Source organism: Geothrix sp. SG200 (assembly GCF_022808935.1).
Taxonomy (GTDB): Bacteria; Acidobacteriota; Holophagae; order Holophagales; family Holophagaceae; genus Geothrix; species Geothrix alkalitolerans.
In genome coordinates this window covers 251,392-263,387 of the sequence record NZ_JAKZFR010000002.1, presented here as the reverse complement: position 1 = coordinate 263,387, position 11,996 = coordinate 251,392, and the positions used below count along the sequence as shown (strand labels likewise).

The 11,996-nt window shown below is 67.5% G+C and carries 11 protein-coding genes; 8 read left to right on the top strand and 3 right to left on the bottom strand.

Annotated features, from left to right (window positions below; genetic code table 11):
• The first annotated feature begins 22 nt into the window (after positions 1-22).
• The 4 genes from ML539_RS06525 to ML539_RS06510 all read left to right on the top strand — a co-directional run bounded on the left by ML539_RS06525 (position 23) and on the right by ML539_RS06510 (position 3,372).
• The gene (locus ML539_RS06525) at positions 23-277 is read left to right on the top strand and encodes a ferredoxin (RefSeq protein ID WP_243314980.1); all 255 of its coding nucleotides are present in this window, start codon (positions 23-25) and stop codon (positions 275-277) included.
• 136 nt (positions 278-413) lie between these two features.
• A complete protein-coding gene (locus tag ML539_RS06520) occupies positions 414-863 on the top strand; it encodes a GatB/YqeY domain-containing protein (protein WP_243321845.1) in 450 nt (149 codons plus the stop codon).
• Positions 864-1,057: 194 nt separating this feature from the next.
• Positions 1,058-2,899 carry a proline--tRNA ligase gene (gene proS / locus ML539_RS06515; RefSeq protein WP_243321843.1) on the top strand — a complete coding sequence of 614 codons (1,842 nt, stop codon included), beginning with the start codon at positions 1,058-1,060 and terminating at the stop codon, positions 2,897-2,899.
• Entirely contained in the window at positions 2,899-3,372 is a 474-nt protein-coding gene (locus tag ML539_RS06510; protein WP_243321841.1) for a hypothetical protein, read from the top strand. The genes proS and ML539_RS06510 overlap by 1 nt, the downstream gene beginning before the upstream one ends.
• A 79-nt stretch (positions 3,373-3,451) precedes the next feature.
• Here ML539_RS06510 and ndk read toward each other — a convergent pair whose 3' ends face one another.
• Positions 3,452-3,871: a nucleoside-diphosphate kinase gene (ndk, locus tag ML539_RS06505; protein WP_026853946.1), complete on the bottom strand. Its 420-nt coding sequence runs from the start codon at positions 3,869-3,871 to the stop codon at positions 3,452-3,454.
• A gap of 139 nt (positions 3,872-4,010) precedes the next feature.
• On the opposite strand from ndk, the gene secA reads away from it, so the two are divergent.
• Complete coding sequence (gene secA / locus ML539_RS06500; RefSeq protein WP_243321839.1) at positions 4,011-6,629, top strand: preprotein translocase subunit SecA; 2,619 nt, start codon at positions 4,011-4,013, stop codon at positions 6,627-6,629.
• A 115-nt stretch (positions 6,630-6,744) separates the two neighbouring features.
• Positions 6,745-7,596 carry an RNase adapter RapZ gene (rapZ, locus tag ML539_RS06495; RefSeq protein WP_243321837.1) on the top strand — a complete coding sequence of 284 codons (852 nt, stop codon included), beginning with the start codon at positions 6,745-6,747 and terminating at the stop codon, positions 7,594-7,596.
• On the opposite strand, the gene ML539_RS06490 is transcribed toward rapZ, so the two are convergent.
• Both ML539_RS06490 and ML539_RS06485 read right to left on the bottom strand, forming a co-directional pair.
• Positions 7,597-8,718: a saccharopine dehydrogenase C-terminal domain-containing protein gene (locus tag ML539_RS06490; protein WP_243321835.1), complete on the bottom strand. Its 1,122-nt coding sequence runs from the start codon at positions 8,716-8,718 to the stop codon at positions 7,597-7,599. It lies immediately after the preceding gene.
• The gene (locus tag ML539_RS06485; protein WP_243321833.1) at positions 8,715-10,145 is read right to left on the bottom strand and encodes an amino acid permease; all 1,431 of its coding nucleotides are present in this window, start codon (positions 10,143-10,145) and stop codon (positions 8,715-8,717) included. The genes ML539_RS06490 and ML539_RS06485 overlap by 4 nt, the downstream gene beginning before the upstream one ends.
• 48 nt (positions 10,146-10,193) lie before the next feature.
• Here ML539_RS06485 and mltG point away from each other — a divergent pair, with 48 nt between their 5' ends.
• Together mltG and ML539_RS06475 are read left to right on the top strand one after the other, a co-directional pair.
• Complete coding sequence (mltG, locus tag ML539_RS06480) at positions 10,194-11,210, top strand: endolytic transglycosylase MltG (protein ID WP_243321831.1); 1,017 nt, start codon at positions 10,194-10,196, stop codon at positions 11,208-11,210.
• Positions 11,203-11,982, top strand: coding sequence for a TlyA family RNA methyltransferase (locus ML539_RS06475; protein ID WP_243321829.1), 780 nt, complete (start codon positions 11,203-11,205; stop codon positions 11,980-11,982). Before mltG ends, ML539_RS06475 begins: the two co-directional genes overlap by 8 nt.
• Positions 11,983-11,996 lie beyond the last annotated feature (14 nt).

Genomic DNA, 11,996 nt, shown 5'->3' with positions numbered 1-11,996 from the left:
ATTGAATCTCGAGGAGACGACCATGGCCATCACCAAAGTGTGGATCGACGAAGGCTGCATCGTGTGCAATGCCTGCGAGGCCGAGTGCCCCGACGTGTTCCACGTCACCGACACCAGCTGCAACATCAACGGCTCCGTGCGCGAGGACGGCGTCGATTCCGAGAACCGGGATGAGCAGAGCCCCCTCTCCGGCAGCTTCGGCACCGACCTGGAGGCCAGCATCGAGGCCGCCGCGGCCGGCTGCCCTGTGGAAGTCATCAAGTTCGAGAAAGCCTGAGACAGGGGTCAGTCCCTAGTCTTCAGTCCTCAGTAGCGAAGCGGGCGCCGAAGGGCGCCCGCTTGGTGTTTTTCCTGAAGACTGAGGACTGAGGACTGTCTCAACTGCGTCACCATGGAAGTCCCCGGAGGGTCCCATGCTCAACCGTCTGCAGGCCGATCTGAAAACCGCCATGCTGGCCAGGGATGCCGCCCGGACCCAGGTGCTCCGCATGGCGCTGGCTGCCTACAAGAACGAGGCGGTGGCCAAGGGGTTGGGCCCGCAGGGGACCCTGGTGGAGGCCGACGCCCTGGCCGTCCTCAAGCGCCTGGTGAAGTCGCGGGAGGACAGCATCGCCCAGTTCGAGAAGGTGGGGCAGAGCGAGCGTGCGGCCCAGGAACGGGCGGAGATCGAGCTGCTGAAGCCCTACCTGCCCGCCATGCTGGAGGGCCCGGCCCTGGAGGCCGCGGTGAAGGCTGCCATCGCCGAGACCGGCGCCAGCACGAAGAAGGACATGGGCCAGGTCATGAAGGCCCTCCAGGCCGCCCACGGCGCCGCCTTCGACGGCAAGGCAGCCAGCGCCCTGGTGCAGAGCCTTTTGAGTTGAACCCGCGAAACACGCGAAAAGGCGCGAAAGGGGGCCGGACTCTCGGCCCGGGCTCCCACTTCTGACCTCCGGAAGCGACCTGGTTCTTTTCCGCTCAGGTGCTTTCGCGCAGGCCCGCAGGGCCTTTCGTGGTTCGGCATTCCTGGCCCGGACGTGGCCGCTGCCTGGGTTAGACTTGGAGATTCGAGGCCCCCATGAAGCAGTCCAAGCTCCTGATCCAGACCCTGCGCGAGACACCGCGCGACGCCGACGTGGTGAGCCAGCAGCTCATGATGCGAGCGGGCATGATCCAGAAAGTGGCCGCCGGCATCTACAGCTACCTGCCGCTGGCCTTCCGGAGCATCCGCAAGTTCGAGGAGATCGTCCGCGAGGAGCTGGCCAAGGACGGCTGCCAGGAGCTGCTGATGCCTGCGGTGCTGCCTGCCGAGCTCTGGCAGGAGAGCGGCCGCTGGAAGTTCTACGGCGACGAGCTGCTGCGCTTCTGCGACCGCAAGGCGAAAGCGGAATTGGCCGAGCGCCGCGCCCGCGGCGAGAAGCCCGACGAGCGTGAGTTTTACAACTTCTGCCTCGGCCCCACGCACGAAGAGGTCATCACCGACATCGTCCGGAAGAACGTGCGCAGCTACAAGCAGCTGCCCATGAACCTATTCCAGATCCAGACCAAGTTCCGCGACGAGCGCCGGCCTCGCTTCGGCCTCATGCGGGGCCGCGAGTTCACCATGAAGGACGGCTACTCCTTCCACGTGGATGATGCCTGCGCGGACCGCGAATACTGGGCCATGTTCAACGCCTACAAGCGGATCTTCGGCCGCCTGGGCGTGAAGTTCCGCCCGGTGGAGGCCGACAGCGGGGCCATTGGCGGCAGCTTCACCCACGAGTTCCATGTGCTGGCGGGCAGCGGCGAGGACGCCAACCTCAGCTGCGATGCGTGTGATTACACGTCGAACATCGAGAAGACGGAGGCTCCGGCGCTGCGCGCCGGAGAACATGGGAAGGCCTTCGAGCTTAAGAAGGACCACTTCCGCACGCCGGGCGTGGTGGGGCAGGTGGAGCAGGCGGCGGGGATGATCGATGCGGATCACCCGAACGGCATGCCCATCACCCAGACCAGCAAGTTCTTCCTCTACCGCGCCAGCTTCGCGGACGGAAGCACGAAGCTGGTGGGCGCGGTGCTGCGGGGCGACCACGAGGTCAATCCCGTCAAGGTGAAGAACGCCATCGGGGCGGCCGAGATGGAGATGATGCCCCTGGAGGAGGCCGAGGCCTTCACCGGCGCCAAGAGCGGCTTCATGGGGCCGGTGGGCCTGAAGGATGTCCAGTTCCTGATCGACCGCAGCCTGGAAGGCGCGGTGAATCTCACTTGCGGCGCGAACCGCACGGATTACCACCACTTCGGGCTGGACCCCGTGCGCGACCTGCCGGGCTGCACCTACACGGACCTGCGCATGGCCGCCGAGGGCGACACCTGCACCCGCTGCGGGAAGGGGACGTACCAGGCCTTCCGCGGCATCGAGGTGGGCCAGGTGTTCAAGCTGGGCCTGAAGTATTCCAAGAGCATGGGCTGCACCTTCCTGGACGAGCAGGGCAAGGAGAACCCCATGGTGATGGGCTGCTACGGCATCGGCATCACGCGCACCGTGGCCGCCGCCGTCGAGCAGAACTACGATGCCGACGGCATCATCTGGCCCTGGCCCATCGCGCCCTACCAGGTGCACATCGTCTGCCTGGACCCGGCCAATCCAGAGGTGTCTGGCGTGGCTTCCCAAGTCGAAACGGACCTGGAGAAGGCCGGCTTCGAGGTGCTCCACGACGACCGCGAGGGCATGAGCCCCGGCGCCAAGTTCAAGGATGCCGACCTGCTGGGCTTCCCCCTGCGCCTCACCGTGGGCGCCAAGGGGCTGAAGGACGGCATCGTGGAGCTGCGCGACCGCCGCACCAAGGAGGTCCTCAAGCTCAAGCCCGAGGCCGCCGCCGCGGAGGTGGCCGCTGCCCGCGACCGCATCATGCAGGAGCTGGAAACCGCGGGAGGGCGCTGATGGCGGAGGGCCGGGTCCATCTCACGACCTTCATCGAGGGCGTGCTGATCCATGGCCGACAGACGCCCTACGTGCTGCTCGTGCCCTCGCCCCACGCGCCAAATCGGGGTCTGCTCATGCCAGTCCAGATCCCATGGTCGCCGGGCTTCCTGCCCACAGCCCTGTTGAGCGCGCAGATCGAGGCCGGCTGGGGCATGCCCTACCGGTTCGTGGACGGCTCCAAGCTCCCGGTGGTGTTCGACGAGCGCACCAGCCGCCTGCCCACGCCCTGGCTGCTCCGCATTGAAGGCCTTGAAGGCCAGCAGCGCCTCTACCTGAGCCACCTGCTCCGCACCAAGGCGCCCGAGGATCTGGTGCCCCCGCCGCCGCCCGGTGGCCAGTGGCTCAGCGAGAAGACCCTCCAGAGCGCGGATCTGCAGACGGGCGTGAGGCGCCTCTGCCAGGCCGCCCTGCAGGCGGTGATGGAGGGGTGAGGTTCCGTCCACCTTCCGTTCATACGGAAATCGGCGCCGTTCGGCGCCGATTTTCGCAGGGGGCTTCGCCCCGAAACGATCAGAACTGCTCGAAGGCGTTGAAGAAGTAGCTCACTTCGAACTTGGCGCTCTCGGGCTTGTCGCTGCCGTGGGTGGCGTTGCGGCCGATGCTGGCGCCGAAGCGCTTGCGGAGGGTGCCCTCGGCGGCGTTGGCGGGGTTGGTGGCGCCCATGAGGTCGCGCCAGCGGAGGATGGCGTTCTCGCCTTCGAGCACCATGATCGCCACGGGGCCCTCGGTCATGAAGGCCTCCAGCTCAGCGTAGAAGCCCTTGCCCACATGCTCGTGGTAGAAGCCCTGGCAGATGGCGGGGGTGAGGCGGGTGAGCTTCAGGCCCACGATCTTCAGGCCGCTCTGCTCGATGGCGGTGAGGATCTCACCCATGTGGCCGTCCTTGACGGCATCGGGCTTGACGATGGCAAATGTGCGTTCGAGGGCCATGGTTTCTCCATTTTCCAAACGATCAGTTTGCCTGGACAGGGTAACTTCGGCAACCAAGGAGGCTTGGGATGCCGCACCTCCGCTGGGAATCAGGGACCCGTCAGGCTACAATCAATGGTTTACGCGACTGGACGGGTCCATGATCGACAATCTCCTGAAGAAACTCATCGGTTCCAAGAACGACCGGGAGCTGAAGCGGTTGTGGGCCAAGGTCCAGACCATCAACGCCCTGGAACCTGAGATTTCGGCGCTGAGTGACGAGGCCCTGAAGGCCAAGACGCCCTACCTCAAGGAGAAGCTGGCCAACGGCGCCACTCTGGAGGACATCCTGCCCGAGGCCTTCGCCGTGGCCCGGGAGGCCAGCAAGCGCGTCCTCAAGATGCGGCATTTCGACGTCCAGCTCGTGGGCGGCATGGTGCTGCACGAGGGCAAGGTGGCCGAGATGAGGACAGGCGAGGGCAAGACCCTCACCGCCACGCTCCCCCTCTACCTCAACGCCTTGGCGGGCAAGGGCGCCCACCTGGTCACGGTGAACGACTACCTGGCTCGGCGCGACGCCGAGTGGATGGGCCGCCTCTACTCCTGGCTCGGTCTCACCATCGGCATCATCCAGCATGGCCTCGACGACCAGGAGCGCCGCGACGCCTACGCCTGCGACATCACTTACGCCACCAACAACGAGCTGGGCTTCGACTACCTCCGCGACAACATGAAGTGGGACCTGGAGGAGTTCACCCAGCGCGGCTTCCACTACGCCATCGTCGACGAGGTGGACTCCATCCTCATCGACGAGGCCCGCACGCCGCTCATCATCGCCGGCAGCAGCGAGGAGGACACGTCCAAGTACTTCCGCATCGATGCCATCGTCCCCAAGCTCAAGCTCGAGGTGGACTACAAGGTGGACGAGAAGGACCGCCAGGTGATGCTCACGGATGATGGCATCCACCGTGCCGAACAGCTGCTCGGCGTCGCCAACCTCTACGATCCGGGCAGCATCGAGACCCTGCACGGCCTCAACCAGGCCCTGCTGGCCCACAACCTCTACAAGCTGGACGTGGACTACATGGTGCGTCCCAAGGAGGACGGCAAGGGCATGGAAGTGGTCATCGTGGACGAGTTCACGGGACGTCTCATGCCGGGCCGCCGCTGGTCCAACGGCCTGCATCAGGCGATCGAGGCCAAGGAGGGCGTGGAGGTCAACGCCGAGAACCAGACCCTCGCCACCGTGACCTTCCAGAACTTCTTCCGCATGTACGGCAAGCTCGCCGGCATGACCGGCACGGCCGAGACCGAGGCCACGGAACTGCACTCCATCTACAAGCTCGACGTCATCATCGTCCCCACGAACATGCCCATGATCCGCAAGGACTTCGCGGACACGGTGTATTCGACCCGCAAGGGGAAGAAGAAGGCCATCGTCGAAGAGATCCGGGAGCTCCACACCAAGGGGCAGCCGGTCCTGGTGGGCACCGCCAGCATCGAGAGCAGCGAGGACCTCGCTGACGCCCTCAAGGCGGCCCGCATCCCTCACGTGGTGCTCAACGCCAAGCACCACGAGCGCGAGGCCGAGATCGTGGCCCAGGCCGGCCGCAAGGGCGCGGTCACCATCGCCACCAACATGGCCGGCCGCGGCACGGACATCATCCTGGGCGGCAATCCCGAGGGCATGGCCCGGATGGAAGCCAAGAAGCAGAGCATCGCCCTCTACGACGAGGAGGGGCTCGAGACCGCCGAATTCTCCGCCCTCGTGGAGCAGATGCGCCAGCAGACCGCGGCTGAGCACGAAGAGGTGGTGGGCCTCGGCGGCCTGCACATCCTCGGCACCGAGCGCCATGAGAGTCGCCGCATCGACAACCAGCTCCGCGGCCGCGCCGGCCGCCAGGGCGATCCCGGCAGCAGCCGCTTCTACCTGTCCCTCGAGGACGACCTGATGCGGATCTTCGGTGGCGACCGCATCAAGAACCTCATGGGCGCCATGGGCATGAACGATGACGAGCCCATCGAGGCCGGCATGGTCACCCGGGCCATCGAGCGGAGCCAGAAGCGGGTGGAAGCCCATCACTTCGAGATCCGGAAGCATCTGCTCGAGTACGACGACGTGATGAACAAGCAGCGCATCTTCTTCTACGGCCTGCGCACGGAGATCCTCAAGGGCAACACCAAGGACTACGTGCTGCGCGTCGCCGGGGAGATCGCCGAGGGGCTGGCCAACGACTTCCTGCAGGACAAGGGGGAGCGCGATCTCGCCGGGTTCCGCGAGCGCGTGGAGCAGCTGTTCACCCTCTCCGGCGAGGAAGTCGACGCCGTCGGTCACTTGCCCCAGGCCCAGGCCTCCGAGGCGCTGATCGCGCTGGTGCAGAAGTACTACGAGGGCAAGGACGAGCGGCTGGGCGGCGAGGGCATGCGCAGCTACGAGCGCTGGTCCATCCTCCAGATCATCGACGCGGCCTGGAAGCGCCACCTGCTGGTCATGGACCACCTGAAGGAGGCCATCGGCTTCCGGGGCTACGGTCAGAAGGATCCCCTCGTGGAGTACAAGCGCGAGAGCTACGAATACTTCGAGCAGATGCGCTTCGGCTACGAGGACGAGATCATCTCCTACCTCTACCGCGTGGAGCCCCAGCCGGCCTACACGCCGGACGAGGACCTCTTCCGGGGTCCTGGCGAGACCATCGAGCTGGGCCCCGACGAACAGGGCAACGCCCCCGACGGCATCCAGCGGGTGCTGCGCTTCACGGCGGGCGGGCTGGAGGACTGATTTACGGCTATCAGCCGTCAGCTCACAGCTCTCAGTTACGGAGTGTGGCGGGCCCCGGATGGGGCCCGCTGTTTTTACTGATGGCTGACAGCTGACAGCTGATAGCTTCTAGTCCATGGAACTCATCGTTGTCACGGGACTCTCCGGCGCCGGCCGCCACTCGGTGCTGGGCGCGCTGGAGGACAGCGGCTGCACGGCCCTGGACAACGTCCCGCCCCGGCTCCTGGAACCCCTGATCGAGCTGGAGTCGAAGCTCCGGCCCGGCCGGGAGCGGCTGGTGGTGGGGATGGACAGCCGCCAGGCGGACTTCGCGCAGGCGTTCGGTCCCCTGCTGGAGCGGCTGGCCGCCAGCCAGGTTCCGGTGCAGGTGGTCTTCGTGGAGGCGGACGACAGCGTACTGCTGCGCCGGTACTCCGAAACCCGGCGACCCCACCACCTCGCCTTGCTGGGCTCCGCGGGCGAAGGCATCCAGCGGGAGCGGGAGCTGCTGGCCCCGATCCGCGCCCTGGCCACCACCATCCTCGACACCACGGGTCTGAGCCTGGCAGACCTGCGCCAGCGCATCGCGACCCTGGTGCCCCAGCTGCCGACCCGGGGCACGGCGGTCCGGCTCCTCAGCTTCGGGTTCAAGAAGGGCGTGCCGGCGGATGCGGACGTCGTGCTGGACGCCCGCTTCCTGCCCAACCCCTACTATGTCGAAGCCCTCAAGCCCCTTACGGGGTGCGATTCCGCCGTGCAGGAATACCTGCTGGAATCACCGGACTTCCGGGAGTTCCTGGAGCGGGCCGAGTCGTGGCTGCGCTGGTCCCTGCCCCTGGTGCGGCAGGAGGGCCGCGCCTACCACACCCTGGCCATCGGGTGCACCGGCGGCCAGCACCGCTCCGTGGCCCTGGTGGAACTGCTCGCCCACCGGCTCCGGAACGATGTGGCCGCCCTCACGGTGCGGCACCGGGAGCTGAACGGCTGATCAGGATTCAGTGAACACCACGCCGCGCTTGGCGAGTTCTCCCCGGATGAAGTCCCAGGCGCCGGGCTCCTGGCCCAGGAATTCCGGCGGGTTGACGCCCTGGTGCGAATAGCCGCCGCTGGCGAGGAGGCGGACGGCGGCGGTGCAGGTGTAGCCGGTGGTCCGGGCCATGGAGGTGGTCTTTGTGACGGGATCGTAGCGGTCGAGCAGGTTCAGCTCCCGGCGCATGCGCTGGCCGTCCTTGAGGCCGGAGACGGTGACCCGCATGATCGTGAAGTCCTCGTCGCCCTCCTCCATGAACCACATGGGGAAGAGCAGGGCGGTGGTCAGGTCGAGCGGGCTGATCTCCACGCCGGCCACCTGGAGCTTCTCCTTCCGGAAGAAACCGGATTCCCGCAGCATGCGCATCTTCTCGATGTGGCCGGGGTAGCGGAGCGTCTTCTCCTTCATGTCCGGCACCTGGGGGAAGCTTCGGATGAGGCTGCGCAGCCCGTCGGTGTTGAAGGACTCCAGGGTGCCCAGGCCCTCGAAGTCCAGCAGCTCCGGCTCCGAGAGCGCGGGCAGCGTCACCGTATGGCCGTCCTTCACGTAGCGGGCGGGCCGGGTGTACTCCTCGATGACATCGATGGGGCTGAATCCCGCTTTGTATTCAAAGGGCCAGCTCCGCACGACAGGCAGGCCGCCCACCAGGCACTCGAAGGCGTCCACATGGTCCCACTGCCGAGCGGTGTCGCCCAGGATGATGTTCCCGCAACCCGGCGCCACGCCGCAGTCCACGATGGCGGTGAGGCCCTTTGCCTTCGCCAGGGCGTCCAGCTCGAAGCAGTCCTCGTCGAAGAAGGAGATGTCCACCAGTGGCTTGCCGGCCTCGAGCACCGCGCGGGCCGTGGCGAAGCCCATGAAGCCGGGCACGGCACCCACCACCAGTTCCGCGTCCGCCACCGCAGCCTTCACGCCGGCCGGCGTGGCCAGATCTGCGGGGCGCGCGGCCAGTCCCGCCCCGCGCATGCGGGCCAGGGCCGCTTCGGAGCGGTCGGCCACGGTGACCTTGAAATCCGGGGCGAGATCCTTGGCCATGGCGCCGCCGACGCGGCCCGCTCCGAGAACGACGACATGGGTCATGGGAGACTCCCTTCAGGGGCCGCGGCGCGGGGCTTCACGGCGAGGTAGACCGGCCAGCCCAGGGCCACCAGGGCCAGGCCAGGCCAGGAATAGCTGGGACGGTGGATGAACAGGGCGCCGATGATGGCGATGGCGCCGAACAGGTACAGCCCCGGAACGAAGGGGTAGCCCCAGACCTTCACGGGCCGCTCCAGGTCGGGCCGCCGCCAGCGCAGGAGGAAGATCCCGCCCACGGCCAGGACGTAGAAGAGGATCGTGGGCAGCATCACAAAGTCCAGCAGCTGGCCGTAGGTGCCCGTGAGGGTGAGCCCGCAGGTCCAGAGCGCCTGGATCCACAGGCCGAAGCCCGGAACCCCGTGCTCGTTGAGGGTGGCCGCCTTCGGATAGAACAGGCCGTCCTCCGCCATGCGCTGGTAGACGCGCGCGCCGGAGAGGATGAGCCCGTTCAGGCAGCCGAACATCGAGATCAGGATGCTGCCGGCCATGATGAGTCCGCCGCCGCTGCCCAGCAGGGCCTGGAGGGCAGCGCTGCCCACGCGGTCCTGGGGGGCGTGGGCGATGCCCGCGGGGCCGAGCACCCGCAGGTAGGCCGCGTTGGCCAGGATGTAGAGGCCGCAGACCAGCGTGGTGCCCACGAGCAGGGCGTAGGGGATGGTCCGCCTCGGCTCCTTCACCTCTCCGGCGATGAAGGTGATGGCGTTCCAGGCGTCCGCGGAGAAGAGGCTGCCGGTCTGCACCACCAGGAGGGCCGTGAGGAAGGGCAGGGCGGCGCTGTCTCCGGCGACGAAGGGGGCCTGGGAAGGGGCCACGGCGGGCTTCAGCAGCAGGCCCAGCAGCACCAGGGCCGCAAGGCCGCCGATCTTGGCCACAGTGAAGAGATCCTGGATGCGGGAGCCCAGCTTCACGCCGTAGAGGTTCACGGCGCTCAGCAGCAGCACCACGGCGATGCCGGACAGCCGGGAAGGCGTGAGGCCCAGGTGGTAGGGCCCCACGGCGATGGCGTGGGTGACCTTCATCAGGGGCACGTCCAGGTGGGGCCCGATCCAGGCCGAGTCGGTGACCGCGGGCAGGAAGCTGCCCAGGTACTTCCCGAAACCCACGGCCACGGCGGCGATGGTGCCGCACTCGATGACCACGAAGAAGGTCCAGCCGTAGAGGAAGCCCACGGCGGGGCCGTAGGTCTCGCGCAGGTAGGTGTACTGGCCGCCGGCCTGGGGGAACATCCCCGCCAGCTCGCCGTAGCTGAGGGCGGCGAACAAGGTCAGAAGGGCCGTGAGCCCCCATGCCGCCAGCAGGAAGCCCCCCGAGCCCCCCGTTCGCACCATGTCAGCGGCGACGATAAACACGCCCGAGCCGATCATCGAGCCGGCGATGAGCATGGTGGCCGAGAACAATCCGACGTGGCGGCGGTAGCCGGGGGCGCTCATTGGGTTCCTTGGGTGGATGGATCCACGCTATCACGGCATTCTGGAGGCATGGCGCGATCTTCCATGTCCCTCCGGCTCTTCCTGGCCATCCTCATCCTGGCCGCGGCTCCGGTGGCGGGCGGCTGGTGGGCCTGGAAGGGCCAGGGGCCCCTACGACAGGAGGCCACCGTACTGGTGAAGAAGGGCGCCAACATCAATCAGATCGCCGACCAGCTGGAGCGGGACGGGGTCATCCGGTCCGCCTCGCTCTTCAAGCTCTGGGCCCGGGCCCGGAAGCTCCAGCTCATCCGCGGCGAGTACACGTTCGAGCCCCGGGCCAGCCTGTCGGACGTCACGGGGAAGCTGCGCCGGGCGGAGATCCACTTCACCCCCGTGTCCATCCCCGAGGGGGCCCACGCCTGGGCCGTGCAGAAGCGCCTCAAGGACTTCGTGCCCGAGGAGGTCTTCTGGACCCTGTGGAAGAGCCCCCGGCTTGCCCGCACCGCCGGATTCGAGGATGCCGAAAGCCTGGAAGGTCTTGTCGCGCCGGCCACCTACAAGCTGCACCACGCCATGGAGCCGGAGGAGATCATGCTCATGCTGGTGGAGGCCTTCCGGACCCAGATCCGTCCCAGGCTTGATGGCGGGGCGCTGCCGCCCTACGAGACCCTGATCCTGGCGAGCCTGGTGGAGAAGGAGACGAAGCTGCCGGAGGAACAGCCCAAGGTGGCGGGCGTCTACCTGAAGCGGTTGAAGATCGGCATGCGCCTGCAGTGCGATCCCACCAGCCTCTATGCCCGGTGGATGGCCGGCGACCTGCGCTTCACCGCGCCCACGCCGGAGGACATCCGCCGGCCCAGTCGCTTCAACACCTACACCGTGAAGGGCCTGCCGCCCACGCCCATCGCCGTTCCTAGCCCCTCGGCCATCGCGGCGGCAAGGGAGCCGCTCTCCGGCAAGGACCTCTATTTCGTGGCTACGGGAAGAGGCGGCCACAGCTTCGCGGGGAACCTGCGCGACCACAACCGGAATGTGGGTACCTACCGCAAGGAACTGGCCCGGCAGAAGAAGGCGACTCGTGGCTAAGGTCCGGCTGGACCAGCTCCTCGTGCAGCGCGGCCTGTGCGAGACCCGCGCCAAGGCCCAGGCCCGCATCCTCGCGGGCGACGTGCTGGTGGAAGACCGGCCCGTCACCAAGGCGGGCACGGCCGTGGATGAGGCCGCCGCCATCCGGCTGCGAGGCGAGGCCCTCCCCTACGTGAGCCGGGGCGGGCTCAAGCTGGCCGGGGCCCTGGACCGCTGGGGCATCGACCCCGCCGGGAGGATCTGCTTCGATGCCGGCGCCAGCACGGGCGGCTTCACGGACTGCCTGCTCCAGCGGGGTGCGGTCAGGGTCTACGCCGTCGACGTGGGCACCAACCAGCTCCACTGGAAGCTCCGCAGCGATCCGCGGGTGGTGTCCATGGAGCAGGTGAACCTCCGCACCTGGGATCCCGCCGCCATCCCCGAGCGCTGCAGCCTCCTCGTGGCGGACCTGAGCTTCATCTCCCTGAGGCTCGCCATCCCGCCGGTGCTGCCGAGCCTCGAGCCCGGCGCGGAGGCGGTGCTGCTGGTAAAGCCCCAGTTCGAGGCGGGCCGCGATGACGTGGGCGCCGGGGGCATCGTCCGCGATCCCGCCGTCCACCGTCGCGTGCTGGAGGAGACCTGGGCCTTCTTCGCTGGCACCGACCTGCGACCGCTGGATCTGGCCGAAAGCCCCATCAAGGGGGGGGAGGGCAACACGGAGTTCCTCCTGCGGCTGGGCCTGGGCGCCACCGCCGGGGACCTCGGTCGCGCCCTGGCCGCTTTGGGGCTCTGAGCCGCAGCTTGTAC

What these genes read in the sequence shown, in the direction of transcription:
- ML539_RS06485 (WP_243321833.1), bottom strand. Translation starts at nt 10,145, where the DNA reads ATGAGCGCCCCCGGCTACCGCCGCCACGTCGGATTGTTCTCGGCCACC.
- ML539_RS06520 (WP_243321845.1), top strand. Translation starts at nt 414, where the DNA reads ATGCTCAACCGTCTGCAGGCCGATCTGAAAACCGCCATGCTGGCCAGG.
- proS (WP_243321843.1), top strand. Translation starts at nt 1,058, where the DNA reads ATGAAGCAGTCCAAGCTCCTGATCCAGACCCTGCGCGAGACACCGCGC.
- secA (WP_243321839.1), top strand. Translation starts at nt 4,011, where the DNA reads ATGATCGACAATCTCCTGAAGAAACTCATCGGTTCCAAGAACGACCGG.
- ML539_RS06525 (WP_243314980.1), top strand. Translation starts at nt 23, where the DNA reads ATGGCCATCACCAAAGTGTGGATCGACGAAGGCTGCATCGTGTGCAAT.
- mltG (WP_243321831.1), top strand. Translation starts at nt 10,194, where the DNA reads ATGGCGCGATCTTCCATGTCCCTCCGGCTCTTCCTGGCCATCCTCATC.
- ndk (WP_026853946.1), bottom strand. Translation starts at nt 3,871, where the DNA reads ATGGCCCTCGAACGCACATTTGCCATCGTCAAGCCCGATGCCGTCAAG.
- ML539_RS06490 (WP_243321835.1), bottom strand. Translation starts at nt 8,718, where the DNA reads ATGACCCATGTCGTCGTTCTCGGAGCGGGCCGCGTCGGCGGCGCCATG.
- rapZ (WP_243321837.1), top strand. Translation starts at nt 6,745, where the DNA reads ATGGAACTCATCGTTGTCACGGGACTCTCCGGCGCCGGCCGCCACTCG.
- ML539_RS06510 (WP_243321841.1), top strand. Translation starts at nt 2,899, where the DNA reads ATGGCGGAGGGCCGGGTCCATCTCACGACCTTCATCGAGGGCGTGCTG.